Consider the following 17,912-nt stretch of genomic DNA (forward strand, 5'->3'; position numbering starts at 1 on the left):
GAGTGTGCATGGGCACGATTCGGCGCGGCCCGGTGGCGGCGAGCGCTCGGCGGACCATCGGCGTCCTGTCCCCGGTGGTCGGCGGCTTCTACTTCGGCGGGCTCATCGCGGGCGTCTCGCGCGCGGCACGGACGGCGGGTCACCGCGTCGTCGCGGTGCAGACGTACCCCGCGGGCCTCGACCGCGAGCGCTACCCCGACGAGCCCCTGCTCGAGGTCCCGGTCGCGCTGGGCGCGGTCGACGGCATCATCATCATCGCGAAGGCGGTGCGCCACGACCGGCTCGCGTCGGTCCAGGAGTGGGGCCGCCCGGTCGTCATGATCAGCGAGGACGAGACGCAGCTCCCCGCGCCCGTCGTGGTCCCGGACAACGGGGGCGGGGTGTGCGCGGCGGTCGAGCACCTGCTCGAGCACGGCCACACGCGCATCGCGTTCATCGGGAACCTCGCGCAGCGGGACATCCGTGAGCGCTACGAGGCGTACCGCGACACGCTCGCGGAGCACGGTGTCGAGCCGGACCCGGAGTGGTTCTACGAGACGGTCGACAACCACGAGCAGGGCGGCGCGGACGCGGCGGCCCGGTTCCTCGCGGCGGGCGTGCCGACGACCGCGACGGTCGCGGCCACGGACCGCAACGCGATCGGCTTCCTGCGGGCGCTGCGCGCGAGCGGGCTCGTGCTGCCCCGCGACCAGGCCGTCGTCGGCTTCGACCACACCGAGAGCGGCGCGCGCCTCGTCCCGCGCCTGTCGACCGTCGACCCGCACAACGACCGCGTCGGCGAGCTCGCGGTCAAGCTGCTGCTGGCGCGCCTGCGGGGCGAGGAGGTGGCCACGGGCGCGCACCGGGCCCCGGCCACGCTGGTGACGCGCGAGTCCTGCGGCTGCGGCGAGCCGAGCGCGACACCCGACGCGTGCCACGACGACGGGGCGCTCGACACGTACGGCTCGACCCCGGCCCGGGCGCGCCTGCGACGCCTGTCCGACACCGGTTTCGCAGGTCCCTCGGCGGCGGCGGGGACGCGCCGGGCGGGCGACGAGGCGCGCACGAGCTGGCTGCACGCCGTGGTCGACCCGGTCGCGGCGGCCGCCGAGCGCGGGTCGGCTCCCTCGGGTGTCGCCCTCGGCCGTCTCGCGGACCTCACGTCAGCCCTCCAGCCGCACCCGGAGGCGCTCGAGCAGCTCGTGTCGGCGGTCCGCGACCTCGAGAGCGAGCTGATGGGCGCGCTCCCACCGTCGTCGGACCGGCTCCCCGTGCTCCGCCGCGTGACCACCGAGGTCCTGCTCACGCTGACCAAGGGCTGCACCCGGCCGATGCTCGCGCGCAGCGGCTACCTCGAGCGGACGATCGCGGACCAGTACGAGGTCGACATGGACCTCCTGCGCGGCAAGGGACCGAGCCCCCGCGCCCTGACGTGGCTGCCGCGGGCCGTGCGCGGACCGGCGTGCCTGGGCCTGTGGGTCGGTCACGAGCGCTCGCCGGGCGACCGGGAGATCGAGATCGTCGGCGTCAACGACACCTCCGGCACGCTGTCGCGCCTCATCGGGCTGCGCACGCCCGCGAGCCAGTTTCCACCCCCGGCGCTCACCCGGGCAGGGACGATCGGCAGCACGGAGCTCACGTTCGTCATCCCGGTGACGTTCGGCGGCAGCGACTGGGGCCTGCTCGCGATCGACGGCAACGTCGAGACCCGTATGACGAGCGCGCGCGACAAGTACAACCACTGGGCCGCCCTGCTCGCGGTCGCGCTCGACCAGGAGAGGCTCGTCGCCTCGCTGCGTGACCAGCGGCGGGCGCTGGAGCAGGCGGCGGCTCGCGAGCGCGCGCTGGCCGACACCGTGCGGGCGAGCGAGGAGCGGTACGCGCTCGCGTCGATGGCCGCCCAGGACGGCACGTGGGACTGGGACGTGTCCGCGGGCACGGTCTACTACTCGCCGCGGTGGAAGCAGACCCTCGGGTACGAGGAGGACGAGATCGGCGCGTCCCCGACGGAGTGGCTCGAGCGGGTGCACCCCGACGACCGCGACGAGCTCTCCGCGTCGATCGCGGCGCAGCTCGGCGGGGCGCGCACGCCGCTCGAGCTCGAGCACCGCGTGCGCACGTCGTCGGGCGACTACCGCTGGATGATGTGCCGCGCGGTCACCGTGCTCGACGACGCCGGCTGCCCGGCCCGCCTCGTCGGCGCGCTCGTCGACATGACGGAGCGCAAGGAGCAGGAGCTCGCGCTGCGCCGGAACGCGCTGCGCGACCCGGAGACCGGGCTCGCGAACCGGATGCTCTTCCTCGACCGGCTCGGTGCGGCGATCAAGCGCACGCGCCGCTCGGGCGACTTCGACTGCACGGTGGTGCTCCTGCGCGTCGTCGCGGAGCCGGGCCACCCGCTGCGCGACGACGGCACCGAGCTGGGCGACGGCGACGTCGAGGTGCGGCGCGAGGTCGTGCGCCGGCTGCGGCGTGCGCTGCACGAGGGGGACTCGGCGGCGCGGCTCGGTCAGGACGAGTTCGCGGTGCTGCTCGACGACGTGGGTGCCGGCGGTGACCCGGTGCGCGTCGAGGAGCTGCTGACGCACGTGCGGACCGACCTCGGCGTCGACGTCGCCGTGGGCGTCCTGTCGAGCATCCAGCGGTTCCACGACGCCGACGACGCGCTGCGCGAGGCCGACATCGCACTGCTGCGGGCCCAGACGCAGCCCGACCCCCGGCGCCGCTCGACGGTGCGCTGATCGACTCAGCGCACCGATCGAGGGCGGCCGGGGGCCGGGTCGACGTGCGGGGCGAGGTCCGGGCCGGGGCCCGGCGGCTCAACGAGCGGCGTGCGGCCGGATGTGGCGCTCGCGCGAGTCCGAGCGGTTCTCGGGGCGGCGCTCGCCACGGTGCGTGCTCGGGCCGGTCGGCCGCGAGGCGCCCTGGCCGCTGCGCGGGCCCGGTCCCTCGTCGACGCGGATGCGCAGCGGTCGGCCGGCGACGCGGGCGCGCCCGATGCGGTCGAACGCCTCGGGGGTCAGCCCGCCCGGGATCTCGATGAGCGAGAAGCTCGGGAAGATGTCGATCTTCCCGAGGTCCTTGCCGGTCAGCCCGCCCTCGTTCGTGAGCGCACCGACGATCGCGCCCGGCTGCGCACCGTGCGTGTGCCCGACCGCGATGCGGTAGCGGAGCGCGCCGTCGGGGCGGTGGCTGGTCCGGCGCGGCCCGGAGCCCGACGCGGACGACCGCTGGCCGTCGCGCTCGGGGGACAGGGACGCGCGGGACAGGGCGTCGTCCAGGTCGTCGCCGTGCGCCGGGCGCGCGCTCGGGCCCGTGTCGCCGACCGCGAGCGCCGCGAGGACCGAGACGAGCTCGACCGGGTCGACACCCGGGTTCGCGGTGAGGTACTCGCCGACCGCGGTGCGGTACAGGTCGAGACGGCCGAGTGCGGCGCGCTCCTCGACCTGACCGAGCAGCTTGGTCACGCGGTGCGCGGAGACATCGGCGGGCGAGGGGATCTGGATCTCCTCGAGGCGCTGCCGGGTCGTCCGCTCGATCGCGCGCAGGCGGTGCTGCTCGCTCGGCGTGACGAACGTCAGCGCCTCGCCCGTGCGCCCGGCGCGGCCGGTGCGGCCGATGCGGTGCACGTACGCCTCGGGCTCGGTCGGGACGTCGAAGTTGACGACGAGGCCGATGCGGTCGACGTCGAGGCCGCGTGCGGCGACCTCGGTCGCGACGAGGACGTCGAGCGTGCCGTTGCGGAGCCGCTCGACGATCTTCTCGCGGTCACCCTGCGCGACCTCGCCCGAGATGTACGCCGCGGGGACCCCGCGCTCGACGAGCGCGCTGCCGACCTCCTCGGCCGCGCCGCGGGTCCGCACGAAGACGATGGCCGCCTCGGCGTCCGACACGGCGAGGACACGGGCCAGCGCACCGGTCTTGTGCCGGAACGGGACGACCGCGTACGTCTGGCGGATGTCGGTGACCGTCGAGGACTGGCGCGAGACCGTGATCTCGACCGGGTCGGTGAGGTGGTGCGCGGCGACGCGGCGGATCGCGGGCGGCATCGTCGCGGAGAACAGCGCGACCTGGCGCTGGGTCGGCGCGAACGCGAAGATCTTCTCGACGTCCTCCGCGAAGCCCATGCGCAGCATCTCGTCGGCCTCGTCGAGCGCGAGGAAGCGCACGTCGTCGAGGCGCAGCGTGCGCCGGTCGAGGTGGTCCATGACGCGGCCAGGCGTGCCGACGACGATCTGGGCGCCGCGGGCGAGGGCCCGCTGCTGCGGCAGGAACGGGGAGCCGCCGTAGACCGCGACGACCTCGACACCCGGCAGGTGCCGGGCGAAGGACTCGATGGCCTCGGCGACCTGCATCGCGAGCTCGCGCGTCGGGGTCAGGACGAGGGCCTGGACCTGGCGGAGCTCGGGGTCGATCGCGGCGAGGAGCGGCAGCCCGAACGCGGCGGTCTTGCCGGTGCCGGTCTGCGCGACGCCCGTGATGTCGCGGCCGGCCAGCAGGGCCGGGATGGCCTCGGCCTGGATCGCCGAAGGCGTCTCGAAGCCGAGGTCGGCGATCGCCCGCTCGAGGGCCTCGGGCAGGCCGAGGTCGGCGAAGGCGGGGCCGCTGGGGGCGGTCGCAGGCAGGGTGGGGTCTGTCAGGGTCATGTGGGGTCACCGATCATGTGCGGGGGAGTGGCGTCGTGGCCGGCCAGGAGGGCCGTCCAGGAGGTCGCTTGTCCCGAACACATCGACGGTGCGGACACCGGCACAGACACACGAGGGAAGCGCGACAAACTCCGGGGGTGACTCCAGACTACCGGGCGGGCGCGGTCCTGGTGCGGCGACCGGGGGTGACGTCGGGCACACGGGTCCGCCGCCCCGCGCCCGTCAGGCCAGCCCGCCGCGACGTCCCTCGATCACGGGGCACGTGTCCATGACCACGTCGAGGCCGGCGTCGAGCGCCCGCTGCGCGGCCTCCTCGTCGACCACGCCGAGCTGCAGCCACACCGCACCGGCCCCGATCGCGATCGCCTCGTCGACGACGGAACCGGCGAGCCGCGAGTTCACGAAGACGTCGACCACGTCCACGCGCCCGGGGACGTCCGCGAGCGCCCGGTACCCCGGTGCGCCGTGGACCGTGTCCGCGCGGGGGTGGACCGGGACGATCTCGTGCCCGAGGGTGCCCTGGACGTAGGCCGCGACGCCGAACGCGGCGCGCGCGCGGTTGGTCGACAGCCCGACGACCGCCCAGCGCGCCCGGGTCGTCAGGAGCCGGTGGATCACCGCGGGGTCGTTGACGTGGCTCACCCGCCCAGCGAACCACAGCGGCCCACCCAGCACAGCGGCCCACCGAGCACAGCGCCCGGGCGCCGGGCAGGCACCCGGCAGGCCGCGGGGTCCCGCCCTACTGTGAGGGCGTGCCGAGACCATCGCTGACCCTGGCCGCCGACGGTGACGTCCTGCGCGGGGCCTTCGCCGCCGTGCGCCGTGAGCTCGAGGTGCCGGAGGTGATGCCCGCCGCGGTGCTCGCCGAGGCGCACGCCGCCGCGACGTCGGGCACCGACCCGTACGCGGGCGAGCGCGCCGACCTGCGCGACGTGCCGTTCGTGACGGTCGACCCGCCCGGGTCGACCGACCTCGACCAGGCGGTGCACCTCGCCCGCCGGCCGGGCGGCTACCGGGTGCGGTACGCGATCGCGGACGTCGCCGCGTTCGTGCGCGCGGGCGGTGCGATCGACGCCGAGGCCCATCGGCGCGGGGAGACCGTGTACTGCCCGGACGGGCGCATCCCGCTGCACCCCGAGGTGCTGTCCGAGGGCGCGGCGTCGCTGCTCGCCGACGTCGAGCGGCTCGCCGTCGTGTGGACGTTCGACCTCGACGCCGACGGCGCGGTGACCTCGACCGACGTGCGTCGTGGCCGGGTGCGCAGCCGTGCGCAGCTCGACTACGCCGGGGTCCAGTCGGCCCTGGCCTCGGCGGGCCGCGACGAGCTGCCGACCCTGCTCGCGGAGATCGGGACGCTGCGCGCGCAGCAGGAACGGGCCCGCGGGGGTGTCTCGCTCGGGCGCCCGCAGCAGGAGGTCGTCCCCGACGGCGACGGCTGGCGCCTCGAGCTCCGGGCACCGCTGCCGGTCGAGGACCACAACGCGCAGATCTCGCTGCTCACGGGCATGGCCGCCGCGGGCCTGATGCTCGAGGCCGGGGTGGGCGTGCTGCGGACGATGCCCCCCGCCGACGGCGAGGCGCTCGCCCGGCTGCGGCGTCAGGCGCGGGCGCTGGGCGTCGCGTGGGCCGAGGGCGAGGAGTACGGCGACGTGCTCGCCCGGCTCGACCACGCCGAGCCGCGGACGGCCGCGTTCCTCTCCGCCGCCACCGCGCTCTTCCGCGGGGCCGCGTGGACGCCGTTCGACGGCACCCCGCCCGCGCAGGTGCTGCACGGTGCGATCGCGGCGCCGTACGCGCACGTGACGGCGCCGTTGCGCCGGCTCGTCGACCGGTACGGCCTCGAGGTGAGCCTCGCGGCGCACGCCGGCCGGCCGGTCCCGGGGTGGGTCACGGCGGCGCTCCCCACGCTCGGCGAGGAGATGGCGCAGGCCGCCCGGCGCTCGTCGGCGGTCGACCGCGCGTGCACGGACGTCGTCGAGGCGGCCGTGCTGGCCCCGCACGTCGGTGCCGTCCTCGACGGCGTGGCGCTCGACCACGACACCGTGCAGGTCGCGGACCCCGCGGTCGTGGCCCGCTGTGACGGCGACGACCTGCCCGTCGGCGAGCGCGTCCGCGTGCGTCTCGTGCGCGCCGACGTCGACGCCCGTGACGTCCGCTTCGCGCTCGACACGACCGGTACGCACGCGCCGGCGGCACGCGCGCGACGCTGAGACCTCCCGACGACCGGCTGCCGGGCGAGCGCACCCGACGGGCGACGCACCGGGCGCGTCCGGGCGTGACCGCCGGTGCCCCGCGTGTGCCGGTCGGGCGTGCCCGCGCTCGCGCATAGGATCGTCCCCGTCCATCCGGGTCGACGTCAGGGGAGGCAGTGACCGAGCAGGGTGCCGTCTCGGATCGCGTCCTGACCGTCCCGAACGTGATCAGCCTCGGTCGGCTGGTGCTCGTCCCGGTGTTCGCGGTCCTCATCGCGGTCGGCAACGACGGGTGGGCGCTCGTGGTCCTCGCGGTCTCGGGCGCGAGCGACTGGCTCGACGGGGTCCTGGCGCGGCGGCTGGGCCAGGTGTCGAAGCTCGGCCAGATGCTCGACCCCGCGGCGGACCGCCTCTTCATCCTCGTGACGTTGCTCGGGCTGGCCTGGCGCGACCTCGTCCCGTGGTGGCTCGTCGCCGTCCTCGTGGCGCGCGACGTGATGCTGCTCGGTCTGTTCGCGGTCGTCGCGCGGCACGGCTACGGCCCGCTGCCGGTCCACCTCGCGGGCAAGGCCGGCACGTTCGCGCTGCTCTACGCGTTCCCGCTCCTGCTGCTCGCCGAGTGGCGCGCGCCGATCGGGACCGTCTCCTACGTCCTCGGCTGGGCGTTCGCGTGGTGGGGCCTCGCGCTGTACTGGTTCGCGGGACTGCTCTACGTGGTCCAGGCGCGCCGGCTCCTGGCTGTCGACGAGCGCAGCGACGCATGACCTCCCGGCACCGTCCCGCGCCGCCGCCGACGACCGTGCCCCGCGTGGCGGACGCGTCGATGACGTTGCTCAACGAGGTCATCCGTCGCCCGCTCGACCCCGGGTACGCGATGGTCGCCGAGCGCCGCCGGACCCAGGGAGACCCGCCACGCTCGAGGCCGCGCCGGGTGCTGCTCCTGCTGACCGCCGTCGGTCTGGGCATCGCGACGACGGCGGCGACCCTGGCGCTCCGGGCCCCCGAGCCGTCGGTGCTGGCGGCGCGCACGCTGCTCGAGGAGCAGATCGCGGAGCGCACGGCGAGCGTCGAGCGGCTGCGCGAGGAGAACGCCGACCGCAGCCGGGAGATCGCGGAGCTGCAGGCCGCGGTGCTCGCCGCCGAGGACAGCGAGCTGCTCGAGCGGACCGCCGCGGACTCCCTCGTCTCCGGTGCGGTGCCCGTGTCCGGGCCGGGCCTGCGGATCACCATGAAGGACGGCCCCGCCGGTGCACCGGACGAGGAGGCGTTGTCCCGCGTCCAGGACCAGGACCTGCAGGTCCTTGTCAACGGGCTGTGGGCTGCCGGAGCGGAGGCGGTCGCCGTCGATGGCCAGCGCCTGACGTCGACGACCGCGATCCGCAGCGCGGGCAGCGCGATCCTCGTCGACCTCGTCCCGCTCTCCGGGCCCTACGTCGTCGAGGCGATCGGCGACACCCAGGCGATGCACACCGGCCTCGCGCGGTCCACCGTCGGCCCGTACCTGAGCGACCTCACCGCGAGCTGGGGCATCGGCGTCGACATCGCGTCGCAGACGGAGCTCGAGCTGCCGTCCGCCGCGCGCCCGGGCCTGCGGTCCGCGAGCGTGCCCCTCGGCGTCCCTCTCCTGGGTGGCGCGGAGGAGGGTCCGGTGGGCACGGGCACGCCGACGGGTACCGTGACGGGCGAGCAGCAGGACCCGGCGGGGTCCGGGGGATGACGCGCACGAGGAGGAGCTGTCCGTGATCGCAGTGATCGGCCTGGTCGTGGGCGTCGTGGCCGGGCTCCTCGTGCAGCCGACGGTGCCCGTCGGTCTGCAGCCCTACCTGCCCATCGCGGTCGTGGCGGCGCTCGACGCGCTCTTCGGTGGCCTGCGGGCGCTGCTCGACGGGATCTTCGACGACCGGGTGTTCCTCGTGTCGTTCCTGTCCAACGTGGTGGTCGCGGCGTTCATCGTCTTCCTCGGTGACCAGCTCGGGGTCGGCACGCAGCTCTCGACCGGTGTCGTCGTCGTCCTCGGGATCCGGATCTTCTCCAACGCCGCGTCCATCCGCCGCCACCTGTTCAAGGCATGACGCGCGCACCGGAGCCCGGCGAGCGGGCGGAGGTCGACGCGGGACCGGTCGACGTGCCCGCCGAGGCGGTCGCGCCCCTCGAGCCGACCCCGGCCGACGAGCTCCTCGCGGGGGACCTCCGGACGGAGCAGGTGCGGCACGAGGTGCCCTCGGACGAGGCGGCCTGGGAGCGTGCCGCGCGCGCTGCGGCCCGGGACGAGGCGCCGCTCACCGCGGCGGGGACGTGGACCGACATGCCCGGTGACGAGGCGGCGCCCCCCACCCGGCTCGTGCCGCGCGTCGAGCCGGCCCCGAGCGAGGACCCGGGCCCCGGCGCTGCGGCGGACACGTCCGTCGCCGACGTGTCCGCCGCCGACGCGTCCGTGGAGGACGCGTCCGGGGTCGATGCCGCGGGCAGCGCACCGCGACGCGACGAGCACCTCTGGCCGCTCGACGTGCGCGGCGAGCTGCCCGCGTCCGACCCGGAGGACCACCAGGAGCCCGCGAGCCACCGCGAGGCAGCGGCCTTCGACGAGCCCGGCCCCGGGGCGCGTGACCTGGACGAGCCCGACCCCGGGGCGCGTGACCTGGACGAGCACGACCCCGGGGCGCGTGACCTGGACGAGCACGACCCCGGGGCGCGCGACCTCGACGCGCACGACATCGACACGCACGACGTCGAGGCATCCGACGTCGACGCGTCCGGCCACGACGCGTACGAGGCGGCGGACGGTGTTCCCCCGCACGGCCCCGTCGGAGCCGCACCGGATCTCGCGGCGACGGACCCGGCCGCCGCTCACCCGAGCGCTCCGGTGCCGGTGCCTGCCGTGCCCGCCCGCGAGCCGGCGCCTGGGGCGGGCCAGGCGTCCGGCGCCGCTCCGGCCCCCGGGGCGTGGCGCACGCTCGGCCGCAGCCTGCGACCCCGGGCCAACCGCGCCCAGGTCCTCGCGGGCCTGCTGTGCGGGATGCTCGGCTTCGCGGTCGTCGTGCAGGTCCGCCAGACCCACGACGAGGGCCTCTCGACTCTGCGCCAGTCGGAGCTCGTCGGCATCCTCGACCAGACCACCCGGCAGGGCGACGAGCTCGAGCGGGAGGCCGACTCGCTCGAGCGGACCCGCCAGAAGCTGCTCACCGGCTCGACGAGCAGCCAGGCCGCGCTCGACGCCGCGATGAGCAGCGCCGCAACGCAGGGCATCCTGGCCGGTCGTCTGCCGGCCGAGGGCCCGGGCCTGAGCATCACCGTCACCGACCCCGACGGGGCGGTTGCCGCGCGGTCGCTGCTGAACCTGCTGGAGGAGCTGCGCAACGCCGGCGCCGAGGCCGTGCAGCTCAACGACCTGCGCATCACCGCGAGCAGCTACGTCGTCGAGGGTGACGGCCGGGGTGTCGTGGTCGACGGCGTCGCGGTCGAGCCCCCGTACCGGTGGCTGGTGATCGGCGACCCGGCGACGATGGGCAACGCGATGGAGATCCCGGGCGGGGCCTTCGCGACCATCCGCAACGACGGCGGGCGTCCCACCGCCGTCCAGCAGGACGAGCTCAGCATCCTGGCGACCCGCACGGTTCCCGAGCCCCGGTTCGCGACGCCGCTCGCGCCCGAGGAGGGCTGACACCCGTCCCGGTCGGGCCGTCCGTGCGGCTCGACCGGCGTCGCGTGCTGCATGCAGGGGCCGCGTCCGCATAGGCTGTGCGCGACCCGGCACCCGTGCCGAGGTCGTAGGCACGACGAGTCCCGGGAGGCGGCATGAGCGACGAACGGCACCTGCCCGAGCAACGTGGTGCGCAGGACGCGGGGCAGATCGCCCGGACGTCGTCCGACACGACGATCAGCTTCGGGAACCTGGACCCGGTCGACCTCGACCTGGTCGCCCCCTCGGGCCTCACCGCCGACGAGCTCGCGGCGGTCCAGGCGCTTCCGCCCACGTCGGCGCTCCTGATCATGCAGCGGGGACCGTCGGTCGGTGCGCGGTTCCTGCTCGACGCCGAGCGCACGGTCGCCGGGCGCAGCACGGACGCCGACGTGTTCCTCGACGACGTGACGGTCTCGCGCAAGCACGCCGAGTTCGTCCGCGAGGGCGACGACTTCCTCGTCCGTGACATCGGCTCGCTGAACGGCACCTACGTGAACCGCCGCCGGATCGACGCGGCCGCGCTGCGTGCGGGCGACGAGGTGCAGATCGGCAAGTACCGCCTGACGTTCCACCCGAGCCCGGCGCGGGACGGCGACCGTCGCGGCCCTGCGAGCTCTGCCGACGCCCGGTCATGAGGGCGGGCGAGCGCGCGTCCCGGCTCGCCGCAGGCTCCGAGGATCTCGCGCCGACCCGCGCGGGGACGCCTGACCCGCGGTCGGGCGAGGACGTCGTCGTCGAGCCGTGGCCGCGGGGCATCTCGCGCCGTGCGTCCATGCGCATCTCCGACGTGCTGGCGGCGCTGCGCATCGAGTTCCCCGCGGTCACCAACAGCAAGCTGCGCTTCCTCGAGGAGCAGGGGCTCGTCGAGCCCGTCCGGACGCCCGCGGGCTACCGGCAGTACAGCCCGGCGGACATCGAGCGGCTGCGCTACGTGCTGCGCCAGCAGCGTGACCGGTACGTCCCGCTGAAGGTCATCGGCGAGCAGCTCGCCGCGCTCGACGCGGGCGAGGACGAGGAGCCGGCACCGCGCGCCCAGCTCGCGACGCGCGACGGCGTGGTGCAGGGCCCTGCGGTCGCTGCGCGCTACACCGGGGACGCGCTCGCCCGGGAGGCGGGCGTCGACGTCGCGCTCGTCGACGAGCTCGTGCGCTCGGGGGTGCTGCGTCCGAGCGTGTCGGGGCACTTCGACCCGTGGGCCCGCGACGTCGTCGTGCTCGCGGCGGCGCTCGGGGAGCACGGGGTCGACGCGCGTCACCTGCGCGTCTTCCGTGCGGCGGCGGACCGGCAGGCCGACCTCGTCGAGCAGATCGTCGCGCCCTGGCGTGGGCAGAACGCGGCGTCGTCGCGTGCGCGCGCCGGCACCTTGGCCGCCGAGGTCGGTGAGCTCTGCACGCAGCTGCACACGGCCCTGCTCCGCTCGGCGGTCTCGGGTCTCACGTCCTGAGCGCCGCGCCACGAGGCGCCCGAGCGCGCGGGGTTCTCGTGCAGACGCACGGCCGTTCGGGTCGTAGCGTGAGGGTGTGGCGGACGACGAGCAGCTGGTGCAGGTCGAGGTCGTCGGGGTGCGCCAGCACCTCGTGGACGACGAGCTCGTGGTGCTGCTCCTCGACCCGGCTGCGGAGCTGTTCGTCCCGATCCTGATCGGCCCGACCGAGGCGACCGCGATCGCGTCGGCGCAGGCGGGGATCGTGCCGCGTCGGCCCATGACGCACGACCTCCTGTGCGACGTCGTGGCGGCGCTCGGCTCGGCGGTCGCGACGGTCGAGATCACCGAGCTGCGTCAGGGCGTCTTCCACGCGGCGCTCGTGCTGGCGTCCGGGGTCCGCGTCGACTCCCGCGCGTCCGACGCGATCGCGGTGGCGGTGCGCGTCGGGTGCCCGGTGCTGTGCGCCGCGGAGGTCGTCGCGATCGCCGGGATCGAGGCGTCGGACGGACCGTCGGAGCAGGAGGTCGAGCGTTTCCGCGCGTTCCTCGAGCAGGTCAGCGCGGAGGACTTCCTGACCGGGCAGGAGCCCGGTGAGCCGGGGGCGCCCGAGGGGGAGGACGAGGGGGAGGACCCCGAGCGGCGGCCGGGCGCGGGTGCCTGACCCTCAAGCACAGGGTGAGACACGCCGGGGCGACACGCCGATTCGGCGCGTCGTTCCGCGTCGTTGACGCCCCCAGGGTGCAGGCTTAGCGTTGCAAGGTCAGACATCCGAGGCAGGACGGCGCCGCAGTGCACGACGCGGGCTCCTGAGCAGGCGCCGATCAGGGCGGGTGCGGGCGTGAGTGGAGGACTCGTGAGCGGCAGCGGGGAGAGCGTGGAGGTCGCGGGCGGGATCCCGCAGCGCGCACAGGGGCTGCTGTTCGGCGACGAGCTGCCGGACCTCGACACGGCGACCGGGTACCGCGGTCCGACGGCGTGCCGTGCCGCCGGCATCACCTACCGCCAGCTCGACTACTGGGCGCGGACGGGGCTCGTGGAGCCGACGATCCGGCCGGCGACCGGCTCGGGCACGCAGCGCCTCTACAGCTTCCGCGACATCCTCGTGCTCAAGGTCGTCAAGCGCCTGCTCGACACCGGTGTCTCGCTGCAACAGATCCGTGCGGCGGTCGGCCACCTGCGCGAGCGCGGCGTCGACGACCTGGCCCGCATCACGCTCATGTCGGACGGGGCGAGCGTCTACGAGTGCACGTCCGCCGACGAGGTCATCGACCTGGTGCAGGGCGGGCAGGGAGTGTTCGGCATCGCCGTCGGGCGCGTCTGGCGCGAGGTCGAGGGCACGCTCGCGGAGCTGCCCACCGAGCGCGCGGACGACGACGCGCACGACGCCGTGCCGGCCCAGCCGAGCGCGGCGGACGAGCTCGCGGCGCGCCGGCAGGCCCGCACCGCCGGCTGACCGGAACGCCTGAGGACCCGGGTGCGCACCGCGCGTCCGGGTCCTGCCGCGTGCGCTGGGTGACGGCCCGGCGTGAGCCCGGTGCCGGACCGCACGCGTCCGGCCGCGTGCGGGGTGACGGGTCAGCGCGCGCCGGGTGCCCGCAGCGCCCGCTCGAGGAGGTCCTCGAACACCTGCGAGAGCTCCGCGGCCGCGGCACCGGGCCAGGCGTGCACGGGCTGGGCGGCGCCCTGCGCCTGCTGCAGCGCGGCGCGCTCCGGGATCTGGGGCGCGAGCACGAGCGGTCCGTAGAGCGTGCGGAGCTCCTCGAGCCGGAACGCCTGCTCCACGGAGCGTGACCGCACCCGGTTGACGACCACGCCGAGCGGCTGGAGCGACGGTGCGGCGCCGCGGCGCAGCTCGTCGATCGTGCGCATCGCGCGCCCGACGGCCATGACGGAGAACAGCCCGGGCTCGGTGACGATGACGGCGCGGTCGCTCGCGACGAGCCCGGTGCGGGTCAGCCCGCCCAGCGACGGGGGGCAGTCGACGAGCACGAGGTCGTAGCCGCTGACCCAGGAGAGCGCGAATCGCAGTCCGTCGAGGCCGCCGCCCACCTCGTCGAGCCGGTCGTGGCGCACGGAGCGGGGGGAGCCGACGAGCACGTCCAGGCCGTCGTCGGCCCACGAGCTGGGCACGGTGGCACGCTGCATCGTCTCCGCGCTGGGTGCGTCGAGCACCGCGGCGACGTCGTCGTGGCCGTCCGCACCCGTGCCGAGCGCGAGCGTGCAGTCCGCCTGCGGATCGAGGTCGACGACGAGCGTCCGCAGGCCGAGCTCGAGCGCCGCCGAGGCAAGGCCGAGCGTGACGGACGTCTTCCCGACACCACCCTTGAGGCTGCACACTCCGAGGACCAGCACGGCGTCACGGTAACGCCGTGCTCAGTCCTTGCACGAATCCCTGCGCCGAATCAGAACCGTGGCAGGATTCCGACCGGTGCCCCGCACCGGTGTTCGGTATGCGGTTGGTCATGACCGGCCCCGGCGCCGGTCGCTACGGTGCTGCCGAATCTACGGATGGGGTGAGTCGTGTTCTCCAAGGTCCTGGTCGCGAACCGCGCTGAGATCGCCGTGCGGGCCTTCCGCGCCACGTACGAGCTGGGCGCGCGCACCGTCGCCGTCTTCCCGCACGAGGACCGGAACTCCGAGCACCGGCTCAAGGCTGACGAGGCGTACCCGATCGGGACGCCCGGTCACCCGGTGCGTGCGTACCTCGACATCGAGGAGATCATCCGCGTCGCGCACGACTCGGGCGCCGACGCGATCTACCCGGGCTACGGGTTCCTCTCGGAGAACCCCGACCTCGCCCGCGCCGCGCAGGCCGCCGGGATCACGTTCATCGGCCCGCCTCCCGAGGTGCTCGAGCTCGCGGGCAACAAGGTCCGCGCGCTGCAGGCGGCGCGCGACGCGGGCATCCCCGTGCTGCCGTCGACCGCGCCGTCCAAGGACGTCGACGAGCTCATCGCCGCGGCCGACGAGGTCGGCTTCCCCATCTTCGTCAAGGCCGTCGCGGGCGGCGGCGGGCGAGGCATGCGCCGGGTCAACACCCGGGACGCGCTGCCCGACGCCCTCGCCGCGGCGATGCGCGAGGCGGACGCGGCGTTCGGGGACCCGACGGTGTTCCTCGAGCGCGCCGTCCTGCGCCCCCGCCACATCGAGGTGCAGATCCTCGCGGACGGCGAGGGCAACGTCGTCCACCTCTTCGAGCGCGACTGCTCGCTGCAGCGCCGCCACCAGAAGGTCGTGGAGATCGCCCCGGCGCCGAACCTGGACCCGGCGGTGCGGGACGCGCTGTGCCGCGACGCTGTGGCGTTCGCCCGGAGCATCGGGTACCAGAACGCGGGCACCGTCGAGTTCCTCCTCGACACGGTCGGCGAGCGCGCGGGCGAGCACGTCTTCATCGAGATGAACCCGCGCATCCAGGTCGAGCACACGGTGACCGAGGAGGTCACCGACATCGACCTCGTGTCCTCGCAGATCCGCATCGCGGCGGGGGAGACCCTCGCGGACCTCGGGATCTCGCAGGAGACGGTGCGCGTCAATGGGTCGGCGCTGCAGACGCGCATCACGACCGAGGACCCGGCGAACGGCTTCCGTCCCGACACGGGCCGGATCATCGCTTACCGCTCGCCCGGCGGCGCGGGTGTGCGCCTCGACGGTGCGACGGCGACGGCCGGCTCGGAGATCTCCGGGCACTTCGACTCGATGCTGGTCAAGCTCACGTGCCGCGGGCGGGACTTCCCGACGGCGGTGCGCCGTGCGCGCCGCGCGCTCGCCGAGTTCCGCATCCGGGGGATCCGGACGAACATCCCGTTCCTGCAGGCGGTGCTGGCCGACCCGGAGTTCGCGGCGGGTCAGGTGTCGACGTCCTTCATCGACGAGCGGCCCGAGCTGCTCGCAGCCCGGGAGAACCGCGACCGGGGGACCCGTCTGCTGTCCTACCTGGGGGACGTGACGGTCAACCGTCCGCACGGCGCACGGCCCGCGGACGCGATCGACCCGCGCACCAAGCTCCCGAAGGTCGACCTGACGGCTCCGGCGCCGCACGGCAGCCGCCAGCGCCTGCTCGAGCTCGGTCCCGAGGGCTTCGCGCGGTCGCTGCGCGAGCAGAGCGCGGTGGCGGTCACGGACACGACGTTCCGTGACGCCCACCAGTCGCTGCTCGCCACGCGCGTGCGCACGCACGACCTGCTGGGCGTCGCGTCGACGCAGGCCCGCGCGCTGCCGCAGCTGCTGTCGGTCGAGGCGTGGGGCGGGGCGACCTACGACGTCGCTCTGCGGTTCCTCGGCGAGGACCCGTGGGAGCGGCTCGCGGCGCTGCGCGAGGCCATGCCGAACCTCGCGATCCAGATGCTGCTGCGCGGCCGCAACACGGTCGGCTACACGCCGTACCCGACGGAGGTGACCGAGGCGTTCGTGCGCGAGGCGACCGCGACGGGCATCGACATCTTCCGGATCTTCGACGCCCTCAACGACGTCGAGCAGATGCGGCCGGCGATCGACGCGGTCCGCGAGGCGGGGACCCCGGTCGCGGAGGTCGCGCTCTGCTACACGGGCAACCTGCTCGACCCGGCGGAGGACCTGTACACGCTCGACTACTACCTGCGCCTCGCGGACCGGATCGTCGAGGCCGGCGCGCACGTCCTCGCGATCAAGGACATGGCGGGTCTCCTGCGTCCGGCTGCCGCCACGAAGCTCGTGACGGCGCTGCGGTCGCGCTTCGACCTCCCGGTGCACCTGCACACGCACGACACGACGGGGGGCCAGATGGCGACGCTGCTCGCCGCTGCGGACGCGGGGGTCGACGCGGTCGACGCCGCGAGCGCCGCGATGGCCGGGACCACGAGCCAGCCGCCCATGTCGGCGCTCGTCGCCGCGCTCGAGCACACGCCGCGGGACACGGGTCTGAGCCTGCGCACGGTGTGCGACCTCGAGCCGTACTGGGAGGCGGTGCGCCGCCTGTACCGCCCGTTCGAGTCGGGCCTGCCGGGACCGACGGGCCGTGTGTACGAGCACGAGATCCCGGGCGGTCAGCTCTCGAACCTGCGCCAGCAGGCCATCGCGCTGGGCCTCGGCAGCCGATTCGAGGACATCGAGTCGACGTACGCGGCGGCCGACCGCATCCTCGGCCGCCTCGTGAAGGTCACACCGTCGTCGAAGGTCGTCGGTGACCTCGCGCTGCACCTCGTCGCGCGCGGCGCGGACCCGGCGGAGTTCGCGGCGAACCCGCAGGACTTCGACATCCCCGACTCGGTGATCGGCTTCCTCTCCGGGGAGCTGGGCGACCCGCCCGGCGGGTGGCCGGAGCCGTTCCGCTCGCGTGCCCTCGCGGGTCGCACGGTGCGCACGGCGATCACCCCGCTGAGCGACCAGGACCGCCAGGACCTCGACGCCGACTCCGCGACCCGACGTGACCGGCTCAACCACCTGCTGTTCTCGGGGCCGACCAAGGAGTACGAGACGTTCAACCGCGCCTACGGCGACGTGAGCGTGCTCGACACGACGCGCTACCTCTACGGGATGGCGGCGGGCGACGAGGTCGACATCGTGCTCGGGCGCGGCGTGCGGCTCCTCGTGGGGCTCGAGGCCGTCGGGGAGGCCGACGAGCGCGGCATGCGGACCGTGATGTTCACCCTGAACGGGCAGATCCGCCCTCTGCAGGTGCGCGACCGCACGGTCGAGGTCGACATCGCCACCGCCGAGAAGGCCGACCCCGGTACGCCGGGTCACATCGCCGCTCCGTTCGCGGGTGCGGTCACCCCGGTCGTGCAGGAGGGCCAGTCGGTCGAGGCCGGGCAGACCGTCGCGACCGTCGAGGCGATGAAGATGGAGGCCGCGATCACGACCCCCGTGGCGGGCAAGGTGCAGCGCCTCGCGATCGGCGCGGTCCAGCAGCTCGAGGGCGGCGACCTGGTGATGGTCGTCGCCTGACCGGCGGAGGTCGGCCGACGAGGACCGTCGGCCGACCTCGCCTGGCGGGCGGGCCCAGGGGGAGG

At 74.9% G+C, this 17,912-nt stretch carries 14 protein-coding genes; 11 read left to right on the forward strand and 3 right to left on the reverse strand.

Annotated elements, in window-relative coordinates:
• Nucleotides 1-8 precede the first annotated feature (8 nt).
• Complete coding sequence (locus tag ACWFNE_RS10865) at nt 9-2,720, forward strand: substrate-binding domain-containing protein (protein ID WP_452122436.1); 2,712 nt, start codon at nt 9-11, stop codon at nt 2,718-2,720.
• A gap of 78 nt (nt 2,721-2,798) precedes the next feature.
• On the opposite strand, the gene ACWFNE_RS10870 is transcribed toward ACWFNE_RS10865, so the two are convergent.
• A complete protein-coding gene (locus ACWFNE_RS10870) occupies nt 2,799-4,625 on the reverse strand; it encodes a DEAD/DEAH box helicase (RefSeq protein WP_452122437.1) in 1,827 nt (608 codons plus the stop codon).
• Nucleotides 4,626-4,847: 222 nt separating this feature from the next.
• The gene (locus ACWFNE_RS10875) at nt 4,848-5,267 is read right to left on the reverse strand and encodes a CoA-binding protein (protein ID WP_452122438.1); all 420 of its coding nucleotides are present in this window, start codon (nt 5,265-5,267) and stop codon (nt 4,848-4,850) included.
• A 110-nt stretch (nt 5,268-5,377) separates the two neighbouring features.
• Between ACWFNE_RS10875 and ACWFNE_RS10880 the strand changes: the two genes are divergently transcribed.
• From ACWFNE_RS10880 to ACWFNE_RS10920, 9 genes are all read left to right on the forward strand, one after another.
• On the forward strand, nt 5,378-6,835 hold the full coding sequence (locus ACWFNE_RS10880; protein WP_452122439.1) for an RNB domain-containing ribonuclease: 1,458 nt from the start codon (nt 5,378-5,380) through the stop codon (nt 6,833-6,835).
• Between the two features lie 158 nt (nt 6,836-6,993).
• Nucleotides 6,994-7,581: a CDP-alcohol phosphatidyltransferase family protein gene (locus tag ACWFNE_RS10885; protein WP_452122440.1), complete on the forward strand. Its 588-nt coding sequence runs from the start codon at nt 6,994-6,996 to the stop codon at nt 7,579-7,581.
• A 44-nt stretch (nt 7,582-7,625) separates the two neighbouring features.
• On the forward strand, nt 7,626-8,534 hold the full coding sequence (locus tag ACWFNE_RS10890) for a DUF881 domain-containing protein (RefSeq protein WP_452122441.1): 909 nt from the start codon (nt 7,626-7,628) through the stop codon (nt 8,532-8,534).
• 22 nt (nt 8,535-8,556) lie between these two features.
• Entirely contained in the window at nt 8,557-8,889 is a 333-nt protein-coding gene (locus tag ACWFNE_RS10895; protein ID WP_034628570.1) for a small basic family protein, read from the forward strand.
• Nucleotides 8,886-10,478, forward strand: coding sequence for a DUF881 domain-containing protein (locus ACWFNE_RS10900; protein WP_452122442.1), 1,593 nt, complete (start codon nt 8,886-8,888; stop codon nt 10,476-10,478). Before ACWFNE_RS10895 ends, ACWFNE_RS10900 begins: the two co-directional genes overlap by 4 nt.
• 134 nt (nt 10,479-10,612) lie before the next feature.
• Nucleotides 10,613-11,134 carry an FHA domain-containing protein gene (locus tag ACWFNE_RS10905; protein WP_452122443.1) on the forward strand — a complete coding sequence of 174 codons (522 nt, stop codon included), beginning with the start codon at nt 10,613-10,615 and terminating at the stop codon, nt 11,132-11,134.
• A complete protein-coding gene (gene ftsR / locus ACWFNE_RS10910) occupies nt 11,131-11,943 on the forward strand; it encodes a transcriptional regulator FtsR (RefSeq protein ID WP_452122444.1) in 813 nt (270 codons plus the stop codon). Before ACWFNE_RS10905 ends, ftsR begins: the two co-directional genes overlap by 4 nt.
• 76 nt (nt 11,944-12,019) lie before the next feature.
• Nucleotides 12,020-12,586 (forward strand): bifunctional nuclease family protein, encoded by a 567-nt coding sequence (locus ACWFNE_RS10915; protein ID WP_452122445.1) that lies wholly within the window; start codon nt 12,020-12,022, stop codon nt 12,584-12,586.
• A gap of 192 nt (nt 12,587-12,778) precedes the next feature.
• Nucleotides 12,779-13,378 carry a MerR family transcriptional regulator gene (locus tag ACWFNE_RS10920; RefSeq protein ID WP_452122744.1) on the forward strand — a complete coding sequence of 200 codons (600 nt, stop codon included), beginning with the start codon at nt 12,779-12,781 and terminating at the stop codon, nt 13,376-13,378.
• 122 nt (nt 13,379-13,500) lie between these two features.
• Here the strand turns inward: ACWFNE_RS10920 and ACWFNE_RS10925 are convergent, their stop codons facing one another.
• On the reverse strand, nt 13,501-14,277 hold the full coding sequence (locus ACWFNE_RS10925; protein WP_452122446.1) for a ParA family protein: 777 nt from the start codon (nt 14,275-14,277) through the stop codon (nt 13,501-13,503).
• Between the two features lie 168 nt (nt 14,278-14,445).
• Here ACWFNE_RS10925 and ACWFNE_RS10930 point away from each other — a divergent pair, with 168 nt between their 5' ends.
• Nucleotides 14,446-17,847, forward strand: coding sequence for a pyruvate carboxylase (locus tag ACWFNE_RS10930; protein WP_452122447.1), 3,402 nt, complete (start codon nt 14,446-14,448; stop codon nt 17,845-17,847).
• The last annotated feature ends 65 nt before the right edge of the window (nt 17,848-17,912 follow it).

This window comes from Cellulomonas sp. NPDC055163, from assembly GCF_053607065.1.

Bases quoted from the DNA above. Each gene is read 5' to 3' on its own strand.
- ACWFNE_RS10865 (WP_452122436.1), top strand. From the start codon at position 9: ATGGGCACGATTCGGCGCGGCCCGGTGGCGGCGAGCGCTCGGCGGACC.
- ACWFNE_RS10900 (WP_452122442.1), top strand. From the start codon at position 8,886: ATGACGCGCGCACCGGAGCCCGGCGAGCGGGCGGAGGTCGACGCGGGA.
- ACWFNE_RS10870 (WP_452122437.1), bottom strand. From the start codon at position 4,625: ATGACCCTGACAGACCCCACCCTGCCTGCGACCGCCCCCAGCGGCCCC.
- ftsR (WP_452122444.1), top strand. From the start codon at position 11,131: ATGAGGGCGGGCGAGCGCGCGTCCCGGCTCGCCGCAGGCTCCGAGGAT.
- ACWFNE_RS10905 (WP_452122443.1), top strand. From the start codon at position 10,613: ATGAGCGACGAACGGCACCTGCCCGAGCAACGTGGTGCGCAGGACGCG.